Source organism: Ruegeria sp. CDSA193 (genome assembly GCF_059611885.1).
The window spans coordinates 43370-68743 of record NZ_JBXWPN010000004.1 but is presented as its reverse complement, the minus strand read 5'-3'; the positions used below and the strand labels follow the sequence as shown (position 1 = coordinate 68743).

Sequence of the window (25374 nt, the reverse complement as noted above, 5' to 3'; positions counted from 1 at the left end):
GCCATGCACGTCGTCTTCCGCGAAAGCCACGGGTTAGAGGAAACGGAGACCCCAACCGATCTGGGCCAGAGCCCGGCGGATCTGGTGGTGCTGTCCTTTTCCGACAGTGACCTTGGCGCTTTCGCGGCAGGCTGGCATCGGGGGGGTGGACCCGAAGGTCGGATGCCGACCCTGCGGCTGGCCAATCTAACGGCGCTGAAGCACCCGCTTTCTGTCGACACCTATGTCGAGCAGACGCTGGAGGGCGCCAAAGGCATCCTGATCCGCCTGATCGGTGGCGTGCCCTACTGGTCCTATGGCTTGCAGCAGGTTCTGGCACTGGCCCACGGAAAGGGCATCGCCGTTGCTGTGCTGCCTGCGGATGGGCGTGAAGATACGCGGCTGGATGACTATTCTACCCTGCCCGTTTCAACCCTGCGGCGGCTGGCGCATCTTTGCGACACAGGCGGTGAGGTCGCAGCGCAGGCGGCACTGGCGCAAATGGCACTGGCCGCGGGGCTTTATTCTGGCCCGGTGATGGGGGCCAAGACGATCCCGGAATGTGGCGTATGGTGCCCGGATCGCGGTGTGATCCCGGCGGATACCGCATTCGCCGGTGATACCAAGCGCATCCTCGTGACCTTCTATCGCGCCTATCTGACCTCGGCAGACACTGCCCCGGTCGCGGCCCTGATCCACCGTCTGCGTGCGCGTGGGTTTCAGGCTGTTGGCCTATTTGCGCCGTCGCTCAAAGCCCCTACCGCCGCTGACTGGCTGCGCGAACAGGCCGTGGTGCTGGCCCCCTCGGCAATCATCAACGCCACCTCCTTTTCGGGCAAAGGCGCCTCGGGAACGTCCCCGCTGGACGCCGCCAATGTGCCGGTATTTCAGGTCGCCTTGTCCACCGCACGCCGCAAGGCTTGGGTCGATGCGGAACGCGGGCTGTCCCCCGCCGACCTCGCAATGCATGTGGTCCTGCCCGAGGTGGATGGCCGCATTTCGGCGGGCATCGCTTCGTTCAAGGAACCGGGCAAGCGCGACCCGTATCTGGAATATTCCCGTTTTGCCCACCGCCCCGAGCCGGAACGGGTTGAGGCGATCATTGATCGGGTGGACGGCTGGCTGCGCCTAAGCGACAAACCCAAGCCAGATCAGGTCCCAGCGTTGGTGCTGTCGACTTATCCCGGCAAGGACTGGCAGATGGCCCATGCGGTTGGCCTGGATGCGCTGGCCTCGGCCGAGGCGATGCTGTCTGATCTGCAGGCCGAAGGCTATGACACCGCACCTGGCGCGCCGATTGCCGAGACGCTTCTGGATGCGCGACTGTCTTGGCCGCTCGCGGCCTATCAGACCGCGCTGGCAGACTTGCCGGAAGAGTTGCAAACGGATCTGCAATCCATCTGGGGCAAGCCTGAGGACGACCCGGTTTTTGCCGATGGTGCGTTCCACTTTACCGCCTTGAACCGGGGCAAGACACTGATCGCGCTGCAACCGGAACGCGGCACGCCCGAGCTGCGCGATGACGACTATCACGATCTTTCGCGCACCCCGCGCCACAGCTATGTTGCCTTCTATCTCTGGCTGCGTAAGGGGCATGGCGCGGATGCGCTGATCCATATCGGCGCGCATGGCACGCTGGAGTGGTTGCCTGGTAAATCCGTTGCTCTGTCGGCAAATTGCTGGCCCGAGGCGTTGGTCAGCGATCTGCCGGTGATCTACCCCTTTATCGTGAATGACCCCGGCGAGGCCGCACAGGCCAAGCGCCGGATCGGCGCGGTTACACTGGGCCATATCCCGCCCCCGATGCGCACAAGCGACACACCGGACCGTATGGTGCGGCTGGAATCCCTGCTGGACGAATTCTCGAACGCCGACGGGCTGGACCCCAAACGCCGCGACCGACTACAAGAAGACATACGGGATGAGGCGCAGGCCATTGGTCTGGAAAGCGATCTGGGTCTGAATCAGGCAACCTGTACCGCCGAAGCGATCACCCGTATCGACCGATTTGTCTGCGACATCAAAGAAAGCCAGTTCGGCGACGGCTTGCACGTCTTTGGCCGCGTCCCCGAAGTGACCGGCAATTTTGATGCCACGCCTTCGGCGCATGCGGAACGTCAATCACTTTTGGACGCACTGGCCGGGAAACGGATCGAGGCTGGCCCGTCTGGCTCACCCTATCGCGGGCGCTCGGACGTGCTGCCGACAGGGCGAAATCTTTACACCACCGATCCGCGTTCGGTTCCAACACGCGCGGCCTATACCCAAGGTGTCAAACTGGCCGAGGAACTAGTGCGGCGGCATCTGCAGGAAGAAGGCGATTACCCCAAGGGGCTGATTGTCGACCTCTGGGGCTCGGCCACGATGCGCACTGCGGGTGAAGAATTCGCCATGGCGCTTCACCTGCTGGGTGTGAAACCGGTTTGGGACAAGGGGTCGGAGCGGGTTTCCGGTATCGAGGTGCTGCCAATCACTGATCTCAGCCGTCCACGGCTAGACGTGACCTTGCGTGTCTCGGGCCTGTTCCGCGATGTATTCCCGACGCTTTCTGCGCTGTATGGCCAGGCAGTGCGAGCATTGTGTGAACGGGACGAGGCAGCAGACTGGAACCCATATGCCGGGCAGGCACCGGCCGCCCGTGTCTATGGCCCCGCCCCCGGCAGCTATGGCCTGAACATGACGCAGCTATCCGAAATCTATACGGACGAAGCGCGGGCACAGGCCGGTCAGGCTTGGCTGGACGCCAGTTCCTTTGCGCTTGAGGGCGAGCAAATTGCACGGGATGTCGATGGTATAACCCAACGCGTTGCCCACGCCGATAGCTTTGTTCACCTTCAGGACCTGACCGAAACCGATCTGCTGTTGGCCAATGACTATGCCACGCATGAGGCCGGTTTTGCCGCCGCCAAGAAAGCCACTGGCGGTACTGCGCAGCTGTACCATCTAGACAATACCAACCCAGACACCCCCCGTGCCCGAACCCTGTCTGAGGAAATCAGCCGCGTTGTCCACGCGCGCGCGGCTAATCCTAACTGGATCGCAGGAATGCAACGGCACGGATTTCGCGGTGCCGCCGAGATCGCGGCAACGCTGGATCATATGGCAAGCTTTGCCCATCTGTCGGGAACCGTAGCACCGCATCTGTTTGACATCTACCACGATGCCACACTGGGTAACGCCGAGGTTGATGCCTTTCTGCAAGAGAACAACCCACAGGCGCATCAGGCCATGCAGGATCGGTTCCGTGCGCTGCTCGAGGCTGGCCTGTGGAACACGCGCCGAAACTCGATCCGAGCCGATCTGGAGGGGTTGGGATGAGTGCACCGATCGTTCAGGGCTGGTGCCCCGGCGCCCATCGCCCGATGATGTCGGGGGACGGGTTGGTCGTGCGGGTTCGGCCGCGGCTGGCGCGCCTTGAGGCTGCGCAGATGTTAGGCCTGTGCGAACTTGCCGACCGGTTTGGCAATGGCACAATTGACCTGACCAACCGCGCCAATCTGCAACTGCGCGGTGTGGCCGAGGCCGATCACCAACCTTTGCTAGAAGAACTCGCTGCGCTGAACCTTTTGGATGCGGAACCGGGTATCGAGGTGCGGCGCAATATTCTGGTGACGCCGCTCTACCAATCCGGCGATCTTACCGCACGACTGACGCAGGAACTGATCGACCGGTTGGGTGAATTGCCGTCGCTACCAGCCAAGTTTGGGTTTGCCATCGACACCGGACCAAATCGCCTGTTGGTCGGGGATTCGGCGGATATCCGGCTGGAGACAGGCCCCGACGGGCTGATCCTACGCGCTGATGGCGCCGAAACAGGGCGTCGCGTGACCGAAAAAATCGCCATCGACCACCTGATCGCGCTGGCCGAATGGTTCGCGGATCACCAAACTCCCGAGGCCCGGCGCATGGCCCGCTTGGTTGCGTCACAGGATTTGCCGTCAGAATGCCAAGGCAGCGCACCGGGTGATGTTGGCGCTCTGCCTGAACCGGGCATCGTGGAGCTGGGTGCGTTTTACGGAGCCGCGTTCGGTCAGTTGCCAGCGCGCGGGCTTGCGGGGCTGATTGAGACCTGCGGTGCCTCTGCGCTGCGGGTCACCCCTTGGCGGCTGTTCCTGATGGAAGGCGGGGCGGCGATACCCGCCCCAGCGTTCGTCACCGATGGCACCGACCCGCTGATGACCACTGACGCCTGCCCCGGCGCCCCGCTCTGCCCGCAGGCGCAGGTGGAGACCCGCGATATCGCCCGCGCGCTGACCTCGCGTATTCCCGGCCACTTGCATGTCTCGGGCTGTGCTAAAGGATGCGCGCGCATGGGACCAGCTGATGTCACCCTGGTCGGCCACGATGGTCGATTTGATCTTGTCAAACAAGGCCGCGCGGGAGATGAGCCAAACCTGCGCGGGTTAAGCCCCGAAACACTTATGACCATGGACTTCTCCTGATGCCCTATGAATACGAAACCGACGGCGCGGCGATCTACAAACAAAGCTTTGCCACCATCCGGTCCGAGGCCGATCTGGCACGGTTCGACGCCGATGAGGAACAGGTCGCCGTTCGGATGATCCACGCGGCAGGTATGGTGGGGTTGGAAGAGTTCGTGCATTTCTCAACCGGTTTTGTGACCTCGGCCCGTGCCGCGTTGGAAGACGGCGCACCGATCCTGTGCGACGCCCGCATGGTCAGCGAGGGTGTGACCCGGTTCCGCCTGCCCGCCGATAACGAGGTGGTCTGCACCCTGCACGACGAACGTGTGCGTCCGCTGGCTGCCGAGATGAGCAACACCCGGTCCGCCGCTGCGCTGGAGTTGTGGCGCCCGCATCTGCAAGGTGCCGTGGTGGCCATCGGTAATGCGCCCACCGCCCTGTTCCACCTGCTGAACATGCTGGAAGACCCCGACTGCCCGCGCCCTGCGGCCATCATCGGCTGCCCGGTGGGCTTTGTCGGTGCGGTCGAATCTAAAGACGCTCTGTGGGAGGCGCAGCCCGTGCCGTCCTGCATCGTCAAGGGCCGCCTCGGCGGCAGTGCCATCACAGTCGCAGCCATCAACGCCATCGCGAGCCGCGCCGAATGAACGCGGGCAAGATATACGGCGTGGGCATCGGCCCCGGCGATCCGGACCTTATGAGCGTCCGGGCCGACCGCCTACTGCGCACAGCACGTCACGTGGCCTTTTTCCGAAAACCGGGTCGCAGTGGTCAGGCCCGCAAGATCGTCAATGGCATGATCCCAGAAGGCGCGGTGGAATTCCCGATGGAATACCCCGTGACCACAGAAATTCCATTGAGTGATCCGCGGTACAATGAGCTGCTCTCGGCGTTTTATGAAGATTGTGCCGCGCATCTGAAGACACTGTCGGATCAGGGCGAAGACGTGGTGGTCCTGTGTGAGGGAGATCCGTTTTTCTATGGATCATTCATGCATCTTTACAATCGCCTACGCAGCGGAGCTGAAGTAGAAGTCGTGCCTGCGATCACCGGAATGTCCGGCGCATGGACCGCAACTGGCGATCCGATCACATGGGGCGATGATGTTCTGACCGTGCTGGTAGGCACATTGCCCGAGGATGATCTTGCACATCGGATGGCGCAAACCGACGCGCTGGTAGTGATGAAGATCGGGCGCAATATCGACAAAGTGAAGCGGGCCTTGAAGACGGCCGGTTTGTATGACCGTGCTTGGATCGTGGAATACGCTCAGATGCCCAATCAACGCGTGTGCAAATTGTCGGAAAATTGCGAGGGGATCACTCCGTATTTCTCGATCATCATCGTTCACGGACAAGGGCGGCGGCCATGAGCGGTTGGGTCAAGATCGCAGGACTCGGGCCAGGAAACGAGGCTTTGGTGACGCCCGAAGTGACCGCTGCGCTGGCTGAGGCGACGGATGTCGTCGGCTACATTCCTTACGTCGCGCGCATCGCCGAACGCCCCGGCCTGACGCTGCATGCCAGCGACAACCGGGTTGAGATCGACCGTTCGCAGCATGCGTTGCAAATGGCGGCCGAAGGGAAGCGCGTAGTGGTCGTATCCTCGGGCGATCCGGGTGTATTTGCCATGGCAGCAGCGGTGTTCGAAGCGCTGGAAAACGGCCCCCGTGAATGGCGTGACCTACCGGTTGAGGTGCTGCCCGGGATCACCGCGATGCTTGCGGCCTCAGCACGTGCAGGTGCCCCGCTGGGGCATGATTTCTGCACCATCAACCTGAGTGACAACCTCAAACCTTGGCCTCTGATTGAGAAGCGCCTGCGACTGGCGGCACAAGCGGATTTCGCGATGGCGTTTTACAACCCCCGCTCGAAATCTCGCCCCGAAGGCTTTGTCAAAACGCTGGAAATCCTGCGCGAAGAATGTGAACCCGAGCGGCTGATCCTGTTCGCCCGCGCTGTCAGCCGGGCGGATGAGGCAATCCGGATTTCGACATTGATCGAGGCCACGCCTGATATGGCCGATATGCAGACCGTGGTGATCGTCGGCTCATCCTTAACCCGCGTTATAGAACGCGACGGTGATCCCATCGTCTATACGCCGAGGTTCACACCCGAATGAGCCAGCCAGTCCAGAACCTGCGGAACGCTCGACAGTTCCAGCCGCTGCGGCAGGGCTGGACGGTCGATCATCAACACCGGTATGTCCAGAGCCCGCGCGGCGTCCAGCTTGGCGCGCGCGCCGGCGCCGCCCGCGTTCTTGGATACCACCAGCTGCGTGCCGTGGCGCTGCATCAACGCCCGGTCATCAGCCTCGGCAAAGGGTCCGCGCGCCACGACAACCTCGCAATTCGGCAAGGGCAGGACATCGGGTTCATCCACCAGCCGCAACAGATACTGGTGCTGGGGCTGGCTGACGAAATCTTCGAGATGCATGCGCCCGACCGCAAGAAACACGCGCTGCGGATTACCGGACAAAGCGGCCACCGCTGCGGCGATATCCGGGACGCGCAGCCAGGTGTCACCGGGCTGCGGTGCCCATTCGGGCCGTGTCAGCGCAACAAGTGGAATCTGCGCCGCATGGCAGGCCTCAATCGCGTTACAGCTCATCCCGGCGGCAAAAGGGTGGGTCGCGTCGATCACGTGGCTTATGCCGTGGTCATGGATATATTTCACCAGCCCTTCGGCCCCACCGAACCCGCCAACACGTACCGGCAGAAGTTGCGGGCGCGGATTGTCGACACGCCCGGCATAGGAATAGGTCGCGGGAATACCCAGATCCGCGATGGCTTTTGCCAGCGCGTTGGCCTCGGTCGTGCCGCCCAATATCAGGAGGTTGGACATGTCTGAAGCTCCGTGGCTGACCGTTTTGGGTTTGGGCGAAGATGGACTGGATGGCTTGCCCCCCGCAAGCCGTCAAGTGCTGGAACGCGCTGAAATCATCATGGGGCCACCGCGACACCTGTCCTTGGTTCCCGATTTCGGAGCCCAGCAGGTGGAATGGCCTGTGCCCTTTGCCGATGGTCTGCCGATCCTGACCGGTTTTCGCGGGCGATCAACCGTGGTTCTGGCCTCGGGCGATCCGTTCTGGTTCGGCGCCGGATCCGTGATCGCGCGGAATTTCGAGGCCGGGGAATGGACCGCCCTACCCGGCCAATCGACGTTTTCGCTGGCCGCTGCGCGGTTGGGCTGGCCGCTGGAAAGCACGCAGACATTTGGTCTGCACGCGGCCCCACTGACCCGGCTGCGCCCGCATCTGGCCCTCGGCCTGCGCGCGATTCTGCTGCTGCGCGATGGTAAGGCCGTGACGGAACTTGCCACCTATCTGACTGACACTGGCTTTGCCGACACACACCTACATGTGATGGAGGCCCTGGGTGGCCCGCGCGAACGGGCGCGCAGTGTCTCGCTGACTGAGGCGCTGTTGGGTGGGTTCGATCACCCGGTCTGCGTCGGGCTCGAGGTTGCTGGCGGCGGGCAGGCCTTTCCGCGCGCCTCTGGCAAACCGGATGAGATTTTTGAGACCGACGGCCAGATCACCAAACGCCCTATCCGTGCGCTGACCCTTTCGGCGCTGGCCCCGCAGCGGGACGAGCATCTGTGGGACATTGGCGGCGGCACCGGGTCAATCAGCATCGAATGGCTGATGTGTGATCCAACGCTCAGCGCCACAACGATCGAACCCCGCGAAGACCGCGCCGAGCGCATTCGCCGAAATGCCGACGCGCTGGGTCAAGACCGGCTGCAGGTGGTGCACGGCAGCGCCCCGGATGCGCTTGACGGCCTGCCCCTGCCCGATGTGGTGTTCATAGGTGGCGGGCTAAGCGGGGATCTGTTGCAATGGCTGCAAGCGGCTCTGCCATCTGGAACGCGGCTTGTGGCCAATGCTGTGACACTGGAGAGCGAAGCTTTGCTGGTGCAATGGCAGAATATGCTGGGCGGTGAGCTGCTACGGATCGAACTGGCACAGGCTTCAGCCCTGGGGCCGCGGCGCGGTTGGAAATCGGCCTATCCGGTGGTGCAATGGAGCGTCACGCTATGATCGTCGCAGGCATCGGATTTTCCTCGACCGCCACGGTGAACAGCCTGCGCGCCGCCTATGATCGGGCCAGTATCGGCCAATCTGTGGACGCGCTGGCCACGGTTGCCGACAAGGAAGGCCACGCCGCGCTGACAGATTTCGCCTCGGCCATTGCCCTGCCATTGCATTTCATTGCCCCCGCCGATCTGGCCGGGCAGCGCACCCTCACCTGCTCGACCCGCAGCCGCGCCACATATGGCACCGGCAGCGTGGCCGAAGCATCCGCCCTTGCCGCCGCCGGACCTGGTGCGCGGCTGATCTCACCCAGACAGATTTCAGGCGACCGGCTGGCCACCTGCGCCATCGCCATCGGAGGACAGACATGACCGTTCATTTCATTGGCGCCGGACCGGGTGCCGCCGACCTGCTGACCTTACGGGGGCGCGATATCATCGCCGCTTGCCCGGTCTGCCTATATGCGGGTTCGCTGGTGCCAGAGGAAATTCTGGACCATTGCCCCGACGACGCCAAGATCGTGAACACGGCGGCGATGGATCTGGATCAAATCATGGCCGAGATCGAGACCGCACATCAGGCCGGTCTGGATGTTGCGCGACTGCATTCCGGCGACCTGTCGGTCTGGTCGGCGATGGGCGAACAAATCCGCCGCCTCAAGGAATTGGGCATCCCGGTCAGCGTGACCCCCGGCGTGCCGTCTTTTGCCGCTGCGGCCGCATCACTGGGCACGGAACTGACCCTGCCCGGACTTGCGCAATCAGTGGTCCTGACCCGGACACCGGGACGCGCATCGTCGATGCCCGAGGGCGAGACGTTGGCGAATTTTGCCCGTACCGGGGCGACGCTGGCCATCCACCTGTCGATCGGCAATCTAGACACTGTGATCGCCGATCTGACCCCGGCCTATGGCGCCGAATGCCCGGTGGCCGTGGTCTATCGTGCCAGCTGGCCCGACGAACAGATCATCCGTGCGACGCTGGCGACGCTGAAAGACGCGCTGGACGAGAGCATCTCGCGCACAGCGCTGATCATGGTGGGTCCAGCACTGGCTGGTGAAGGGTTTGACGAAAGCTGCCTGTATTCTAAGGATTACGACCGCCGGTATCGCCCGCAAAGCGCGGACAGCCCTTGGTCAACCTGGAGCCATGGTGATGACTAACCCTCCGGGTATTCTGATTTCGGCACCGTCTTCGGGGACTGGCAAGACCACCGTGATGCTGGGCCTGCTGCGTGCGCTGGCCGAGGATGGCCTGACCGTCCAACCATTCAAAAGCGGCCCTGACTATATCGACCCGGCCTTTCACCGGGCGGCGGCTGGGCGCGCCTCGTTCAATCTGGACAGCTGGGCGATGGGCGATCCTCTGCTGAACGCAATATCGGCACAGGCTGACGGCGCGGATATCGTCGTAGCCGAAGGATCGATGGGTCTGTTCGACGGTGTCGCCAAACCCGGTGAGATTGGACATGGATCTAGCGCGGAAACTGCGCAGCGTATGGGCTGGCCTGTGGTGTTGGTTCTGGATGTCGGCGGTCAGGCGCAATCAGCTGCAGCCACGGCGCTGGGGTTTCGGATGTACAACCCCGACCTGCCCTTTGCCGGGGTAATTTTGAACCGCTGCGCCAGCCCGCGTCACGAGCGTCTGACCCGGTTGGGTATGGAACGTGCAGGCCTGCCGGTTCTGGGCGTTCTGCCACGACGCGGAGACCTGACACTTCCCGAGCGGCACTTAGGTTTGATCCAGGCGGTGGAACATCCCGATCTGGAAAGCGCCATTGTCGGCTATGCTGCGTTCCTGCGTGAACATGTCGATCTGGAGGCGATCAAGCGGGCGGCTTCCTCAAGCCCAAATAGGCCATCGTCAGCCGTGCTGCCGCGCCCTCCGGCGCAGCGGATCGCACTGGCCCGGGATGCTGCGTTTTCGTTCACCTATCCGCATTTGCTGGAAGGCTGGCGCGCGGCGGGTGCAGAAATCCTACCGTTTTCACCACTGGCGAATGAAGCCCCTGCCCCGGATGCCGATCTGGTCTGGCTGCCGGGTGGGTATCCCGAGTTGCACGCAGGCACATTGGCCGCCGCCAACACCTTCCAGACTGGGCTGCGCAAACATGCCGAGACAAGACCTGTGCACGGCGAATGCGGGGGCTACATGGCGCTGGGTCAGGCGTTGATCGACAAAGACGGAGTCCAGCACGAAATGGCGGGCCTTCTGGGCCTTGTGACCTCCTATGAAAAGCGCAAGTTCAACCTGGGTTATCGCAAGGCAGAATTACTGGCCTCGATGGCCGGATTTGCCGAAGGCACAGCGCTACGCGGGCATGAGTTCCACTATTCCTCGATCATCGAACAGCCTGACGCGCCGCTGGCACGCGTGTTCGACGCCGAAGGCGCGGAAGGCCCGCAAACCGGATCGGTGCGAGGCAATGTCACTGGGACATTCTTTCATCTGATCGCCGAGGCCTCGGCATGAGTGGTTTTGTGTCCTTCATCGGTTCAGGCCCCGGCGACCCGGAATTGCTGACGCTGAAGGCGGTAGACAGGTTGCAGAAAGCTGATGCGGTGCTGTTTGACGACCTCAGCAGCGGCCCGATCCTGAGCCATGCCCGCGAGGATGCTGACCTGGTTGGTGTCGGCAAACGCGCCGGGCGCCCCTCGCCCAAGCAGGATCACGTCAGCCGCTTGTTGGTCGAATATGCACAAACCGGTCAGCATGTTGTGCGGTTGAAATCCGGTGATGGCGGCATGTTCGGCCGGCTTGAAGAAGAACTGGTGGCCCTGCAAGAGGCCGGGATCGACTATGAAATCATCCCCGGCATCCCCTCGGCGGTAGCGGCGGCGGCAGCGGCAGGCATTCCGCTGACCCGGCGACTGACCGCGCGGCGCGTGCAATTCGTCACCGGCCACGATGTCAGTGGCAAACTGCCCGAAGATCTGAACCTGGCAGCACTGGCTGATCCACAGGCTACGACCGTCGTATTTATGGGCAAGCGCACCTTTCCCCTTTTGGTTGGCGCCCTGCATTCGCACGGCCTACCGCTGGACACGCCTGCATTGATGGCCGAATCCGTCTCGACCCCCGAACAAAAGCTGCAACGCTCGACCATCGGTGCCTTGTCGCAGCAGTTGGAAACCGAGATCGGCACCGCCCCGGCCCTGATCCTGTATGGACCTCTGGCAGAGTTCGAAAATGATTGACCTGACGCTGATCGGTATTGGCACCGGCAACCCGGATCATGTGACATTTCAAGGGGCGCAGGCGATCCGTTCGGCGGACCTGATCCTGATCCCCCGCAAGGGCGAAAACAAGGCCGATCTGGCAGGGCTGCGCGAGCAGATCATCGCTCAGGTCGCGGATACTCCTCCGCAAATCGCGTATTTCGACATTCCCAAACGCCGTGCCGATGATGGCTATTTACGCGGAGTGGACGAATGGCACGACGCGATTGCATTGCGCTGGCAGGAGGCCATCGCAGCCCACCCGAAGGCCCGTCATGTGGCGCTGCTGATCTGGGGGGATCCGTCGCTGTATGACAGTTCGCTGCGAATCGCGGCACGTTTGACCCCTCAGCCAGAAACACGCGTGATTCCCGGCATCACAGCGCTGCAAGCGCTGACGGCGGCCCATGCGATTCCGATCAACGAACTGGGCGCGCCCTATATCGTCACAACTGGTCGTCGCATCCGGGACGAAGGATGGCCGGAAACCGCAGAAAACGTGGCGGTGATGCTGGATGGTGAATGTTCATTCCAAAACCTGGACATGGAAGACTTGGACATTTGGTGGGGCGCATATGTCGGCATGAAAGAGGAAATCCTGATCAAAGGCCCTTTGGCCGAGGTTGCCCAGCAGATTCTGGACCGCCGCGCCCATGCCCGTGCCGACCATGGTTGGATCATGGATATTTATTTGCTGAAAAAGCGCATAATCTGACACAATACGTCGCAAATGATGATTGCACCGCCACAGCTATAGCGGCTAAATGGGGGTGTCTGGTCCTGCCGGAGAAATCCGGATGCTAAGAGGGAATTTGGTGCGACTGCCTCGGTGGTCAACTCCAAAGCCGCCCCCGCGACTGTAAGCGGAGAGCCCCTGTTCAACCAGCCACTCCCGGTTCTCCGGGGGGAAGGCGAACAGAGGCATCGACCCGCAAGCCAGGAGACCTGCCAGGCGCAAAAACGAAACACCGGCCGTCGGGTGCGGCGGCAGAGGAGAATACAAAATGGCAACACAAACGAAAACAGCATCCGCCGCGCGTACAGGCTTTGTTCCGGTCATGTTTGCAGTGGTTCTGGGTCTGGGCCTCATTACGCTGACCGGTCACGTTCAGGCAGCGGCCCTGCATGATGCAGCGCATGACGTGCGTCACGCGACCGGCTTCCCCTGCCACTAAGACCGTGTTCAGTCGTATATTGACCAGCGCGTTGTTCGCTGGTGCTGCAGCGGGGCTGATTGCCGCCTTGCTGCAGTTGGTATTTGTGCAACCAGTATTGTTGCATGCCGAGCTTTATGAATCCGGAGAGCTGGTGCATTTCGGGGCCGAGACCGTATCGGCTCATCCCGAGCTGCCGCGCATGTTCTCTGAACTGACGCGTGATGCGCTGAGTGTCATCTTTACCATGCTGACCTATACCGGCTATTCGCTGGTGATGGTTGCGCTGATGTCGGTAGCCGAAGGTCAAGGGCATCAGATTGATGGCCGGACCGGCGTCCTTTGGGGTTTGGCCGGATTTATCGCCTTCCACCTTGCACCAGGTTTCACCCTGGCGCCCGAAGTGCCGGGTGTCGCGGCAGCCGATGTCTATGCACGTCAGGTCTGGTGGTTCGCAACGGTTGCAGCAGCCCTTGTCGCCATGTGGTTGATCGCCTTTGGAGGTAACCTGATCAGCTATGTGATCGCCGCAGTACTTCTGTTGGTGCCACATCTTATAGGTGCACCCGAGCCCGATGTTTTCACCGGCCCTGTGCCGACTGAAATTGGCGCGTTGTTCGCGGCACGAGCTTTTGGAATCGGTCTGGTTGCATGGGTTCTGGTTGGCGCGTTCGCTGGCTATTTCTGGCAGAAAGAAGCGCAACCTTCCGAAGCAACGGCCTGATCGCACTTCGATTGAACGCGCCGGGTGTAAACTTGGCGCGTTTCCCTATGTTTTCAAGGAAATACAATGACCCGTTCACTTGCTCTATTCGTGATCGGTCTGGTCTTTGGCGGCGGTACAGGATTTGTAATTGCTGCTGCAAACGGCGTCACATTTGATGGCCACGACCATTCTGATCCGTCTCTTCACGGAGCCTCACCCACTGAGACCATGGCCCACGATCATTCCACGGCCTTGAACCTACCGGCAGGCACAGATGCACCTACACTGGACATCGCTCTGACACAGGATCCTATGTCTGGCTGGAACCTGCATGTTATGCCAAAAAACTTTACCTTCGCACCGCAGAACGCATCGACCGCAGACATGGCAGGCGAAGGGCACGCGCATGTTTACATCAACGGAGAAAAGCTCGCCCGGCTTTACGGCAGTTGGATGCACATTGATCAGTTGCCCAAAGGTGAGGTCGAGGTTTCGGTTTCGCTGAATTCCAACAGCCATAGCCCGCTTTCGGTCGATAACGTGCCGGTTCGTGCTGCGGTTACGGTTCAGGTTGACTAAAGCGCCGGAATACGCGCACGCAAACACATCCGAAGCCGCCCGCAGGGTCGGGCGTCTTCGATCCAGCCCTGCGGGCTGTTCAGGTAAGTACGGCAAGTTTCAGCGATATCCGCAGCATCCGCCACCACATCGACACCCGAAAACACATAAGATGCGCGCCCCAGCGCCTGTATAGCCAGCGCCGTGGGTTCCGCGCAGCTGCTGAAACAGGCGTGTTCGCTCAATTCGACCTGATCCGTCAATCCAGCCCTTTTCAGTGCGTCCTTCACAGCCTGCACCTCGGCCGCCCGATCGCGTGCGGTGCCACAGGTTTTGCAGATCATCAGGCGCATCCGATCCAGACCTTTCCCTTCGTCCTGCGCCCGTTTCTGCGGCTTTAAGCGGCGCGGCGCAATCCCGAATGCACACAAGATTGTGAGTGCGACGTTCTCACATTTCTGGCAGGATTCCTGCAGACACCTTAAAAGGAAGCCTCTGGATGAAACTGCTTTGGACCGTCTTCGCCCTGCTGGCCCTGCCCGCCTGGGCCGACGAACCGCTCTCGGGATGGGCCGTGTATCCAACGGGCAAAAGCTATGATGAATTAGTCTCGGACACCAAATCGGCGGTTAAGGCAAACGGTCTGATCGTGGTCACGCAGGCCGGCCCCACCAAAGCCGCCGCCGCGCGGGGAATTACAATCCCAGGCAATCTGGTGATCGGCGCCTTCAACAATGACTATGCGGTGCGCGTGCTGGAAACCTCGGTGCGCGCAATGATCGAAGCACCAATCCGGTTTTACGTGACCGAAAACGAGGACGGCACCGCCACCCTGTCCTATAAAACGCCCAGCTTTGTATTCGCGCCCTATATCTATGAGGGCGGAGACCCCCTGAGGGACATTGCCCAGGAATTGGATGACACCTTTCAGATCGTGGCCGAAGCCGCTGTCAAATAGTCACACTGGCGTGATGCGCCTTGCGTCCGGGTCTGTCCTCCGCAATCTGCGTTGAAACAGTTTTCGGAGCTATACTGATGCAGGACTCGTCGCCCCGCGCTGCGGACATTCTGGCCCAACGGCTTTATGAGGCTGGCTGCCGCCACGCTTTTGGCATGCCAGGTGGCGAGGTGCTGACCCTAGTGGATGCGTTGGAAAAGGCGGGGATAACCTTTCACCTGACCAAACACGAGAACGCGGCCGGCTTTATGGCCGAGGCGGTGCATCACCGCGACGGCGCCCCAGCCATTCTGGTGGCCACACTCGGCCCAGGCGCGATGAACGGGATCAATGTGGTCGCCAATGCGTTGCAGGACCGGGTGCCAATGATCGTGCTGACCGGCTGTGTCGACGCAGATGAGGCGCTGACATACACCCATCAGGTCATGGATCACGCACGGGTCTATCGCTCGATCACCAAAGGGACGTTCATGCTGACCGCCAAAGGCGCGGATATTATCGCAGACAAAGCGGTGTCGCTGGCCAATCAACCGCGTCCAGGGCCGGTGCATATCGACGTGCCGATTTCGGTTGCGGATGCGCCTGTGACCGATGTCAAACGCCGCCGTCTTGTCAAACCTGCCGCCGTCGCGCCCGAGGGGGATTGCGTTGAAAAAGCCCGCCGCTGGGTGGCACAGGCCGAACGGCCCATCGCGATTATCGGCCTGGATGTTCTATATGACGACTCGCGCAATGTGGTGCAGGCGTTCCTTGAACATTTTGGCATTCCTTTTGTGACAACCTACAAGGCCAAGGGCGTGGTTCCCGAGGATCATCCACTGTGCCTTGGCGGCGCGGGCCTGTCGCCGCTGGCTGACACCCATCTGGTGCCGCTGGTTGAACAGGCCGATCTGGTGTTGTGTCTGGGCTATGACCCGATCGAAATGCGCCCAGGCTGGCGCGAGATTTGGGACCCCGAAGAAAAGCGCGTCATCGACATTTCGGCGGTTCCGAACGATCACTACATGCATCAGGCCGGGTTGAACCTGGTGGCTGATACCGGCGCGACCCTCGAGGCCATTGCAAAGGGCAACCCTGCCCGCGCCACCTGGCCCGGCGGCGAACCCGAACAGGTTCGGGCCGCCCTGGCGCGAGCCTTCCCTACTGATGACGTATGGGGTCCCGCCGCGGTAATTGCGGAAACCCGCGCGGTTCTTCCTGCCGAGACATTGGCCACCGCTGACAGTGGCGCGCATCGCATCCTTCTCAGCCAGATGTGGGGATGTTCCGAAGAACGCGGGCTGATCCAATCTTCGGCGCTCTGCACCATGGGCTGCGCTCTGCCAATGGCCATCGGGCTGAAGCTGGCCGAACCCACGCGCCCGGTCATCAGCTTTTCCGGTGATGCCGGGTTCCTGATGGTCGCCGGAGAACTGTCGACCGTTGCCGAGATGGGGGGTAACCCGATTTTCCTGGTGTTCGTTGACGCCAGCCTTGCCCTGATAGAATTGAAACAGCGTCAGCGGCAAATGGGGAACGTAGGCGTCGATTTCGACCGCCACGACTTTGCAGCTTTGGGCCGGGCCTTCGGTGGGAATGGTCACACGGTGCGCACCCGCGCCGAACTGAGGGATGCTCTGGAAGCGGCAACCAAGTCTGATAGGTTCACCGTAATCGCTGCTGAGATTGACCGCGGAGGATATGATGGCCGGATCTGAAGGGCCGCTGAAGGGCGTCAAGGTTCTGGACCTGTCCCGCATTCTGGCCGGACCGACCTGCACACAGTTGCTGGGCGATTTGGGTGCCAGCGTTATCAAGATCGAAAACCCTGCCACTAAAGGGGACGACACGCGCCAGTGGGGCCCACCCTATGTCGCAGATGCCGACGGGGTTCCATCGGATCTTAGTGCCTATTTCATGTCAGCCAACCGCAACAAGAAATCGGTCGCCATCGACATCACCACACCCGAAGGTCAGGCGGAAATTCGGCGGCTGGCCTCGTTTGCGGACATCCTGATCGAGAATTTCAAACCCGGCGGGCTTGCGAAATACGGGCTGGATTACAAATCGCTCTCGCAGGAATTCCCTAGCCTCGTCTATTGTTCGATCTCAGGCTACGGGCAGGATGGGCCTAACGCATCAAAGCCCGGATATGATCTGATGGCGCAGGGCTATGGCGGTGTCATGTCTCTGACCGGCGATCCCCAAGGGGCGCCGATGAAAGTTGGAGTTGGTATCGCTGATGTCATGTGCGGTATGTATGCCTGCGTTGGCATTCTGGCAGCATTGCGCCACCGGGACCAGACCGGAGAGGGACAGCAAATTGATCTGGCTCTGGTCGATTCCCAGATTGCGTGGCTGATCAATGAAGGCGTGAATTATCTGACATCCGGCAATGTGCCACAACGCCGTGGGAATGGTCATCCAAATATTGTTCCATATGACGTTTATGAAACCGCCGATGGCCATGTGATCCTTGCTGTAGGTAATGACAGTCAGTTCCGCCGGTTCTGCGAATTCATCGACCAACCTGATCTGGCGGATGACGTCCGCTTTGCGACGAATCCGGCGCGGCTGGAAAACCGGGATGCGTTGAACGCCCTATTGCGCCCTGCGGTTCAGTCATATGACACAACAACCGTCATCGCAGAACTTGAGGCACGCAAAGTACCAGTTGGGCCGGTCCAGACCCTGGATCAGGTTTTTGACACCGAGCAGGTCGCGGCGCGGCAAATGCAGATCGCGATGCAGGCTGCCCCGGCCGAGGTAAAACTGATCGGAAACCCGCTGAAATTGTCGCGGACACCGGTTACCTACCGGACGGCTCCGCCACAGTTCGGAGCGGACACTGCAGCAGTCCTGAACGCTAAGAACCCATTTGAAGATTGAAACACAATGCCTTACTAGGCGGCATATTGCTGAAACATGCCGTTGAATCGGCGGATTTTTTCACGTTTTCCACACACAGCTTTTCACCAATTCGAGAGCAGGGCCGATACTGATACGACCCCGCCTGACTCTCTGCTAAATCGAATAAAGTAATAAATCGCAAATGGATTGGATCCCGCGCATGAAACAAGATGTTTTCGGACAGATGAACACTCTTTGCCATTCGGCCAGTGTCGAGGCGTGGAATGGTGTTCTGCTTGGTTTCATGGCGCATTCAGCTGTCACACCCCAGCATCTGGGCAAAGTGCTAGAGCTTGAGCCCGATTTCGCGCTTGGTCACGCCATCAAAGGTCTGTTCCTGGTCCTGCTGGGTCGGCGCGAGATGATGCCAGTTGCAGCGGAAGCGTTGAATGCTGCCAACACCGCTATGGATCGCCAACCGGTAACTGAGCGCGAGCGGCTTTATGTCGACGCGTTGGCCCTTTACCTGTCCGACCTGCCCTCACATGCAATCCAGAAGTTTGAAGAAATTCTGCGCCTCCACCCACAGGACTCGCTGGCGATGAAACTCAGCCATGCAACACGGTTTGTTTTGGGAGATGCCGCTGGTATGCGACGGTCGATCGAACGTGTCCTGCCTGCTTATGAACCCGACCACGCCGGCCGCGGATATCTTCTGGGGTGCCATTCCTTCGCGCTTGAGGAAACCGGGGCCTATGAAAAAGCCGAAATCGCCGGACGTCAGGCACTGTGGATGGTGTCGGATGATGCCTGGGGTCTGCACGCAGTGGCCCATGTGCACGAGATGACCGGCAATGCGCAGCAAGGTCTTGATTGGCTGGCCGGACGCGAGGATGCCTGGGCGCATTGCAACAACTTTCGCTATCATGTCTGGTGGCACAAGGCGCTGATGCATCTGGACCTGGGCCAGGTCGATCAGGTTATGGAACTGTATGACCAGTATGTCCGGCAGGACAAAACCGACGATTACCGAGACATATCGAATGCCACGTCGCTTTTGTCCCGGCTCGAGCTTGAGGGTGTCAAAGTTGGAAACCGCTGGGAGGAACTGGCCGACCTCAGCGCCGCCCGGACCGAAGATGGCTGCCTGATCTTCGCCGATCTTCACTATCTGCTGGCCCTGACCGGCGACAACCGGACCGAAGCGACCGGCAAAATGCTGCAGCGCATCCAGAAAGATGCCCAGCGCAATCAGGGCGACACTCCGATCCGGATGTCGGATCCCGGTATTGCCGCAGCCAAAGGGCTTGAAGCTTTTGGCGACGGCCTTTACGGCGAAGCATTTGATTTCCTGTCGAATGCACGGGACGGAATGCAACTGGCCGGTGGTAGCCACGCCCAACGTGATGTATTCGAGCGCATCACTATTGATTCCGGCCTGCGTGCCGGCCGTTTGGATGCTGTCGAGCGCATTCTAGACGACCGCCGTGCCAAGCGGGCCGGGGGTGAGGACAATTATGCTATGGCGCGCCGCGCATTGATCGATGCGGCCCGCGATAACCAAGACGCACAAAGCGTTCCGGCAGAATAACAAAACAAAAAGACTGAAGAAGGACAGAACTCGTATGGCGACTCTATCGCCCGCTTCTGATTTTGCACCTGTGGCAGCCACCTCGGCCGCCCCTGTTAGTACGCGCGACCCGCGTCTGGATTTCTATCGCGGAATTGCGATGTTCATCATCCTGATTGCGCATATTCCCAACGACCCCTGGGCCAAGTGGATCCCTGCCCGGTTTGGTTTTTCGGATGCAACCGAGATTTTTGTTTTTTGTTCGGGCATGGCCTCGGCCATCGCCTTTGGCGGCGCGTTCCTGCGCAAGGGCTGGTGGATGGGCACTGCGCGGGTATCATACCGGATCTGGCAGGTTTACTGGGCGCATATCGGCCTGTTCTTCTTTGTCGCGATGACGATGGCTGCGCTGAATCAAACAGGCCTGTTTGAGAAGAACTACATCTCGTCCCTGAACCTGCAGCATTTCTTCAATGATCCTGCGCCGCAGATCGTCGGCCTGTTCACCCTGACCTACGTGCCGAATTATTTCGACATTCTACCCATGTATCTGGTAGTTCTTGCAATGATGCCGCTGTTCATGGGCCTGTCCCGCATCGGATTCTGGGCAGTTGCAGCCACATCCGTTGCTATCTGGCTCGTGGCGCAGACCGACATTCTGGACCTGCCTGCCGAGCCCTGGTCGGATCGTCAGTGGTTCTTTAACCCTTTTGGCTGGCAGTTGCTGTTCTTTACTGGCTTTGCATTCATGCGCGGCTGGATCCCAGCCCCTCCGGTGTCAAAAACGCTGATCTGGGCAGCGGCGCTGTTCCTGATCTTTTCAATGCCCTTCGGGTCGTGGAAAGTGTTCACATGGGTGAATGCCGCAGCCCCGGACTTGGCCGATGAAATCCGCAAAGTCTGGCCCATCACGAAGGAATTCCGCGACAAGACCGATTTCGGTCTGTTTCGCTACATGCATTTCCTGTCGCTGGCCTATCTGGGCTGGGTCGCTGCTGGCGAGCATGGACACCGCCTGATCGCAACCGGTCAGAGCGCAGGTGCCAAAGCCTGGCAATTCGTACTGACCCTGGTCACCAAAGTGGGTCAGCAATCACTTGCCGTATTCGTATTTTCCATGGCAGCAGCACGACTTATCGGCGTTGGGCTCGATTTGTTTGGGCGGGATTTTGCCAGTGTCTTTGTCGCTAATATGATTGGCTTTGCCATGATCATCAGCGTGGCCTATTTGGCCGCGTGGTTTAAGTCACAACCCTGGAAATCAAAGAAATGAAATTCACACGTCGCGCATTTCTGGCCACGACTTCAGCGCTTGCCTTCGCCCCGGCCACTTTTGCCGTGGGCGGAGAGGTCCCGTTTGACCGCAGTGACGTGATCGCGCTGGCCCGTGCGTTGGCCGCAAAGCCCTTTGCCGAGCGCGAGATGGTCCCGCAGGAATGGCAGGACCTGACCTATGAGCAATACCGCTCGATCCGGTTCCGCCTGGATCGTGCGCTTTGGTACGAGACCGAGACGCCGTTCAACGTCGATTTCTTCACCCCTGGGCTTTATTTCCCCCGCACGGTTCAGGTGTTGACTGTGGAAGACGGCATGGCCAAACCCGTAGCCTTCGATCTGTCGATGTTTGACAAGTCAACCGAGGTTCCTCAGTTGCCCGTCGACGACACGCTGGGTTTTTCAGGCCTGCGCCTGCGGACTGAAATGCACCGCCCCGGAAAAACCGATGAGTTCTGTGTGTTTCAGGGCGCCAGTTATTTCCGCGCCATCGGCCTGCACGAGGTCTACGGCCTGTCGGCCCGGGGGCTGGCGCTGAAAACCGGCGATCCGGATGGTGAAGAATTTCCCGAATTCATTCGTTTCTGGCTGGAACGTCCCAAGCCCGGTCAGCGCAACATGGTCGTTCACGCCCTGATGGACAGCCCGAGCGTGACAGGGGCCTATCGGTTCAATGTCACGGCAGGCGCGGATTGCGTGATGGAGGTCGAGGCCACTCTGTTCCCGCGTATGGAATTGACCCATGTCGGCATTGCACCCGGCACGTCGATGTTCCTGTTCGATCAGACCAATCACAGCCGTTTCGACGATTTCCGCCCTGCGGTGCATGACAGCGACGGGCTGTTGATCCGCAACGGCGCTGGCGAGGTCCTGTGGCGGCCTTTGGCAAACCCGACCCGCCTGCAGTTCTCGTCCTTTGTTGACATGAACCCGCGCGGGTTTGGCCTGATGCAGCGGAAACGCGCGTTCTCGGATTATGCCGATCTTGAAGCGAGTTACCACAAACGCCCCGGCCTCTGGGTCGAACCAACTGGCGATTGGGGCAAAGGTGCGGTCACTCTGGTCGAGATCCCTGCCGATCAGGAAATCTACGACAATATCGTCGCCTATTGGCGCCCGATGGAGCCCTACGCGGCTGGTAGCCAGGTGGACCTGTCCTATCGCCTGATCTGGGGTGAGGAACCACAGAGCACCCCGATGCCGCGCGTGATCAGCACCGCGATGGGTGACAACACATTTGGTGAAGGCCGTCTGGCCGTGATCGACTTTGAGGCCAGCGAGCTGTTCGACGACCCAGAGGCTATGACGATCTTTGTCAACTCGCCCCATGCGGAAACTTCCGAAGGCGTTCTGCAGCGCAACCCCGATACGGGCGGTCTGCGGTTGGCCTTTTCCTTCGAGCCGGGCGACCGGAACCATGTGGAACTGCGGGCGCAACTGCTGAAGGACAAGCAGCCTGCCTCCGAAGTCTGGCTGTATCGTTGGACCTCATGAGCAGCGATCTGCATATCATGCCGCCTGAGGCACCTCTGGCGATGCCAGAGCAGAACTTTAGCGCCGGGTTCCGTGACGCGCAGGCGCCCGGGCGCAGGCGTGCATCTGCGGGGTTCTGGCGCGCACTGGCGTTCTCGCCCGCGATGGCGGCTACGCTGGGCCTGCTGTGGGTCATGGCCGACTGGTTCGGTGCCGAAGGGATCAACCTGATCGAAGCCATTCTGCTGACGCTGATCTCATTCAACTTTTTCTGGATCTCTTTCACGGTCTGCACCGTTTTGTTGGGTATGATTTCCCTGTCGCGGCAGGAACAGCCCAAACGTCAGGGCCGCCCACAGGCGCTGCGCGTCGCGCTTCTTATGCCGGTCTATAATGAAGTACCCTGGAACGTGCTGGGCAACGCCCGCACTATGCTGGAAGACTTGCGTGCGCGGGATGGCCAGCACCACTATGCGATGTTCATCCTCTCGGACACGCGCGACCCCGAGATCGCGGCGCAAGAGCAGGCAAGTGTCGAGGCGTTGCGCACCACCCTCGCCCCTGGGCTTGAGCTGTACTACCGCCGCCGCGAACAGAACACAGACCGCAAGGTCGGCAATATCGCCGATTGGGTCAGCCGCTGGGGCGCGGATTGGGATGCGATGCTGGTGCTGGATGCCGACAGCCTGATGACCGGCCGCGCCATCCTGCGCCTGACGGATTCCTTGGCACGTGACCCGGGCGCAGGCCTGATTCAGAGCTACCCTCAGTTAATTGGCGCTCAGTCGGTTTTTGCTCGGATGCAGCAATTTGCCAATGGTGTTTATGGTATCGCCTTCGCCGAAGGTCTAGCCCGCTGGTGTGGTCAGGAAGGCAACTATTGGGGCCATAACGCGATTATCCGCACCAAAGCGTTTGCCAACTGCGCCGGGCTGCCGAAACTGCGCGCGATGAATGGTCAGGAAAAGCTGATCATGAGCCATGATTTCGTCGAGGCCGGCCTCATGCGGCGCGCCGGATGGGGCGTGCGGTTCCTGCCGCGTATCCGGGGCTCTTACGAGGAAACCCCGCCCACGCTGATCGACCACGCGTTGCGTGACCGGCGCTGGTGTCAGGGCAATTTGCAACACCTGAAGTTGCTGGGCTCAACCGGATTCCGCGCTGTGTCGAGGTTCCACATGTTCCATGGAGCAGTCGGATATCTGATGTCGCCGCTGTGGTTTGCCTTGCTGGTGATGTGGGCGCTGATCGGTCAGGGCGAGGATGCCTCGGTCCTGCATTATTTCAGCCCCGACAATCCGCTGTTCCCGCAATGGCCCGAGATGTCGGAAACCCGCCACGTGCTAATCATTCTGGTCATGTATGCCATGTTGCTGGCCCCCAAGGTACTTGGCGTGCTTGCCCTGCCACTTAGCGGTGTGCGCTATGCGGATTTCGGTGGCGCAGGTAAATTCATGACCTCATTCATCTCAGAGGTTATCCTGTCGATCCTCTATGCGCCGATCCTTATGGTGCAACAGATGATCGCCGTCTTCCGGACAATTCTTGGTATTCAAAAAGGCTGGTCTCCTCAGGCGCGGGATGGTGGCAGCTATGGACTGCGGACGCTGATCTTATGTCACACGCTGGAAACCATCAGCGGTATAGCCTTGGGCGCCGGCATCCTATCGGGTCTGGTGTCAATCTGGCTGGCTCCGATTGCCATAAGCCTGGCCTTTGCCATCCCGCTTTCCGCACTCAGCGGCGTTTCAACCTCACCGGCGCGGCGCATGGTCGGAATGAAAGAAGATGTTCTGGAACCGGCAATCACCCGGTCCGCCCGTCTCCACAGGGATGAATTGAAGCGCCTGGTCGAAGGCAAAACCGTCATGACTCCTGCCGAGTGATCAACCACCCGGCAGGCCCTCGTACCACTCTACCATCATATCCGACCATCCCTGCGGCACGTTGTGACCACCTGGGAAAAGTGCGAATTCCAACATCGCGCCATCGGCGCATCCGGTCCATCTGCGGCGCATGAATTGCCCGGTCGTGGAAAATCCGCTGGGTTTGGTATCGGCGCATTCGTTTGCGACCCGCCAAATTTCCAGACCGGCAAAGATATCGCCCTGATGGAATCGACCACCGCCCAAAAGACGCCCTTCCAGCGGGACTACATTGTCGATCCAGCCATGGGTGTGAAACATGCGCACCGGGCCATCGCAGGCCTCGGGATGCGGTCGCCAAAACCCACCTGAAACCGGAGCATAGGCCGAAAACGTATCCGGCGCCGCGCAGGCGAGGTAGTAGACCATGAAGGCCCCCGCAGAAAACCCGCCCAACACGACGCGGTCATCATCGACCCCGAACCGGTCCGACGCATCCTGAACCACCTCGCGCAGAAAAGCCGTTTCGTCACGCCCTTCCCAACCCGGGAAGAAATTCCAGCTTTGGCGGCCGTTACGCTCGGACCCCTCCGGTGCCATAACCGCATATCCGCGCGCAAGCAGAGGATCAACCAAGCTGCGGTTCTTCAGCGTTCTGGTCGCAGTCCCGCCATAACCGTGCAGAAACACCACCAGCGGTGGGTTTTCGGTTTCGGGAAGTTCGATATGGTACCCACCCGACGGCGTTTCGCACATGTCTTCCTGATCGACACAGGCGGCCATTCCTGCCTTACAGATCACGGCCATCCCGACCGACAGAAACAAGCTTCGGATCATTCTGCTTTCCCATCATAGTGTTGAACCGGCAGGCCTGCCCGGACCCAGCCCGGCCCTGCTGCTGAGCCTAACATACCCTCGGGCACGTCGATGATATTTGCGAACCCCGCCTCGGACAGCCGGTTGCTCAGCCGGGCCGAGCGCACACCGCGCGCGCAGATCAGGGCGATTGGGGCATCGAGGTCTCCGCCGACAATCTGCAGCAGCGCCTCATCAAAATCATCGCGACGCATGTCTAGGGGATGCGCGCCTTCGCCCACGCCTGAGGCATCCCATTCGCGTGGGGTACGGATGTCCACCAAAAATATATCTCCCAGCCTAGCTTGCTGATGCGCATCCCCGACACTGATCCGACCGCCCGCATAGCTCTGCGGGATCAGGCGGTATTCACGGATTGCAAAACCGCCCAGAACAGCAGCCGCACCAAACAGCAGAACCTTTCGCCGTGTCCGGTTTGCCCCAGCAGCCACTGTAATCCCTCCTGATCCGATGCG

25 protein-coding genes and 1 riboswitch are annotated in these 25374 nt (G+C 60.5%); of the genes, 21 read left to right on the top strand and 4 right to left on the bottom strand.

Going from position 1 to position 25374, the window contains the following annotated elements:
* Positions 1-3: 3 nt before the first annotated feature.
* The 5 genes from cobN to cobJ are packed head-to-tail and all read left to right on the top strand — an operon-like array spanning position 4 to position 6524.
* Complete coding sequence (gene cobN, locus AC2FLG_RS08470) at positions 4-3297, top strand: cobaltochelatase subunit CobN (RefSeq protein WP_496705831.1); 3294 nt, start codon at positions 4-6, stop codon at positions 3295-3297.
* A complete protein-coding gene (gene cobG, locus AC2FLG_RS08465; protein WP_496705830.1) occupies positions 3294-4421 on the top strand; it encodes a precorrin-3B synthase in 1128 nt (375 codons plus the stop codon). The genes cobN and cobG overlap by 4 nt, the downstream gene beginning before the upstream one ends.
* On the top strand, positions 4421-5050 hold the full coding sequence (locus AC2FLG_RS08460) for a precorrin-8X methylmutase (protein WP_496692415.1): 630 nt from the start codon (positions 4421-4423) through the stop codon (positions 5048-5050). Before cobG ends, AC2FLG_RS08460 begins: the two co-directional genes overlap by 1 nt.
* On the top strand, positions 5047-5775 hold the full coding sequence (locus tag AC2FLG_RS08455) for a precorrin-2 C(20)-methyltransferase (protein ID WP_496705828.1): 729 nt from the start codon (positions 5047-5049) through the stop codon (positions 5773-5775). The genes AC2FLG_RS08460 and AC2FLG_RS08455 overlap by 4 nt, the downstream gene beginning before the upstream one ends.
* Positions 5772-6524 carry a precorrin-3B C(17)-methyltransferase gene (gene cobJ, locus AC2FLG_RS08450; RefSeq protein WP_496705826.1) on the top strand — a complete coding sequence of 251 codons (753 nt, stop codon included), beginning with the start codon at positions 5772-5774 and terminating at the stop codon, positions 6522-6524. The genes AC2FLG_RS08455 and cobJ overlap by 4 nt, the downstream gene beginning before the upstream one ends.
* Here the strand turns inward: cobJ and AC2FLG_RS08445 are convergent.
* Positions 6497-7246, bottom strand: coding sequence for a cobalt-precorrin-6A reductase (locus tag AC2FLG_RS08445; RefSeq protein WP_496705824.1), 750 nt, complete (start codon positions 7244-7246; stop codon positions 6497-6499). The two genes, cobJ and AC2FLG_RS08445, sit on opposite strands and share 28 nt — an antisense overlap.
* On the opposite strand from AC2FLG_RS08445, the gene cbiE reads away from it, so the two are divergent.
* The 9 genes from cbiE to AC2FLG_RS08400 all read left to right on the top strand — a co-directional run bounded on the left by cbiE (position 7245) and on the right by AC2FLG_RS08400 (position 14094).
* Positions 7245-8444, top strand: coding sequence for a precorrin-6y C5,15-methyltransferase (decarboxylating) subunit CbiE (cbiE, locus tag AC2FLG_RS08440; protein WP_496705822.1), 1200 nt, complete (start codon positions 7245-7247; stop codon positions 8442-8444). The genes AC2FLG_RS08445 and cbiE overlap by 2 nt on opposite strands.
* The gene (locus AC2FLG_RS08435) at positions 8441-8809 is read left to right on the top strand and encodes a cobalamin biosynthesis protein (protein ID WP_496706087.1); all 369 of its coding nucleotides are present in this window, start codon (positions 8441-8443) and stop codon (positions 8807-8809) included. Before cbiE ends, AC2FLG_RS08435 begins: the two co-directional genes overlap by 4 nt.
* The gene (gene cobM / locus AC2FLG_RS08430; protein ID WP_496705821.1) at positions 8806-9600 is read left to right on the top strand and encodes a precorrin-4 C(11)-methyltransferase; all 795 of its coding nucleotides are present in this window, start codon (positions 8806-8808) and stop codon (positions 9598-9600) included. The genes AC2FLG_RS08435 and cobM overlap by 4 nt, the downstream gene beginning before the upstream one ends.
* Positions 9587-10909 carry a cobyrinic acid a,c-diamide synthase CobB gene (locus AC2FLG_RS08425; protein ID WP_496705819.1) on the top strand — a complete coding sequence of 441 codons (1323 nt, stop codon included), beginning with the start codon at positions 9587-9589 and terminating at the stop codon, positions 10907-10909. The genes cobM and AC2FLG_RS08425 overlap by 14 nt, the downstream gene beginning before the upstream one ends.
* On the top strand, positions 10906-11634 hold the full coding sequence (gene cobA / locus AC2FLG_RS08420) for a uroporphyrinogen-III C-methyltransferase (RefSeq protein WP_496700609.1): 729 nt from the start codon (positions 10906-10908) through the stop codon (positions 11632-11634). The genes AC2FLG_RS08425 and cobA overlap by 4 nt, the downstream gene beginning before the upstream one ends.
* Entirely contained in the window at positions 11627-12370 is a 744-nt protein-coding gene (gene cobF, locus AC2FLG_RS08415) for a precorrin-6A synthase (deacetylating) (RefSeq protein ID WP_281971820.1), read from the top strand. The genes cobA and cobF overlap by 8 nt, the downstream gene beginning before the upstream one ends.
* Positions 12371-12413: 43 nt before the next feature.
* Positions 12414-12622: riboswitch (cobalamin riboswitch) on the top strand.
* 37 nt (positions 12623-12659) lie between these two features.
* The gene (locus AC2FLG_RS08410) at positions 12660-12830 is read left to right on the top strand and encodes a CbtB domain-containing protein (RefSeq protein WP_142632876.1); all 171 of its coding nucleotides are present in this window, start codon (positions 12660-12662) and stop codon (positions 12828-12830) included.
* Positions 12831-12834: 4 nt separating this feature from the next.
* Positions 12835-13533: a CbtA family protein gene (locus AC2FLG_RS08405; RefSeq protein ID WP_496705817.1), complete on the top strand. Its 699-nt coding sequence runs from the start codon at positions 12835-12837 to the stop codon at positions 13531-13533.
* Between the two features lie 66 nt (positions 13534-13599).
* Positions 13600-14094: a hypothetical protein gene (locus AC2FLG_RS08400; RefSeq protein ID WP_496692424.1), complete on the top strand. Its 495-nt coding sequence runs from the start codon at positions 13600-13602 to the stop codon at positions 14092-14094.
* Here the strand turns inward: AC2FLG_RS08400 and AC2FLG_RS08395 are convergent.
* Positions 14091-14504, bottom strand: coding sequence for a DUF1636 family protein (locus tag AC2FLG_RS08395; RefSeq protein WP_496705815.1), 414 nt, complete (start codon positions 14502-14504; stop codon positions 14091-14093). The two genes, AC2FLG_RS08400 and AC2FLG_RS08395, sit on opposite strands and share 4 nt — an antisense overlap.
* A gap of 68 nt (positions 14505-14572) precedes the next feature.
* Here AC2FLG_RS08395 and AC2FLG_RS08390 point away from each other — a divergent pair, with 68 nt between their 5' ends.
* From AC2FLG_RS08390 to mdoH, 7 genes are all read left to right on the top strand, one after another.
* A complete protein-coding gene (locus tag AC2FLG_RS08390) occupies positions 14573-15031 on the top strand; it encodes a DUF302 domain-containing protein (RefSeq protein ID WP_271947979.1) in 459 nt (152 codons plus the stop codon).
* Positions 15032-15108: 77 nt separating this feature from the next.
* Complete coding sequence (locus AC2FLG_RS08385; protein ID WP_496705813.1) at positions 15109-16728, top strand: thiamine pyrophosphate-binding protein; 1620 nt, start codon at positions 15109-15111, stop codon at positions 16726-16728.
* Positions 16715-17899 (top strand): CaiB/BaiF CoA transferase family protein, encoded by a 1185-nt coding sequence (locus tag AC2FLG_RS08380; RefSeq protein WP_142632866.1) that lies wholly within the window; start codon positions 16715-16717, stop codon positions 17897-17899. The genes AC2FLG_RS08385 and AC2FLG_RS08380 overlap by 14 nt, the downstream gene beginning before the upstream one ends.
* Before the next feature lie 181 nt (positions 17900-18080).
* Positions 18081-19451 carry a tetratricopeptide repeat protein gene (locus AC2FLG_RS08375; protein ID WP_271947985.1) on the top strand — a complete coding sequence of 457 codons (1371 nt, stop codon included), beginning with the start codon at positions 18081-18083 and terminating at the stop codon, positions 19449-19451.
* A gap of 34 nt (positions 19452-19485) precedes the next feature.
* Complete coding sequence (locus AC2FLG_RS08370; protein WP_496692428.1) at positions 19486-20703, top strand: OpgC family protein; 1218 nt, start codon at positions 19486-19488, stop codon at positions 20701-20703.
* Positions 20700-22199 carry an OpgD/OpgG family glucan biosynthesis protein gene (locus tag AC2FLG_RS08365; RefSeq protein WP_496705811.1) on the top strand — a complete coding sequence of 500 codons (1500 nt, stop codon included), beginning with the start codon at positions 20700-20702 and terminating at the stop codon, positions 22197-22199. Before AC2FLG_RS08370 ends, AC2FLG_RS08365 begins: the two co-directional genes overlap by 4 nt.
* Positions 22196-24064, top strand: coding sequence for a glucans biosynthesis glucosyltransferase MdoH (gene mdoH / locus AC2FLG_RS08360; protein ID WP_496705809.1), 1869 nt, complete (start codon positions 22196-22198; stop codon positions 24062-24064). Before AC2FLG_RS08365 ends, mdoH begins: the two co-directional genes overlap by 4 nt.
* Here the strand turns inward: mdoH and AC2FLG_RS08355 are convergent, their stop codons facing one another.
* The gene (locus AC2FLG_RS08355; RefSeq protein ID WP_496705807.1) at positions 24065-24880 is read right to left on the bottom strand and encodes a CE1 family esterase; all 816 of its coding nucleotides are present in this window, start codon (positions 24878-24880) and stop codon (positions 24065-24067) included.
* A complete protein-coding gene (locus tag AC2FLG_RS08350; protein ID WP_496700614.1) occupies positions 24877-25350 on the bottom strand; it encodes a rhodanese-like domain-containing protein in 474 nt (157 codons plus the stop codon). Before AC2FLG_RS08350 ends, AC2FLG_RS08355 begins: the two co-directional genes overlap by 4 nt.
* Positions 25351-25374: the final 24 nt, after the last annotated feature.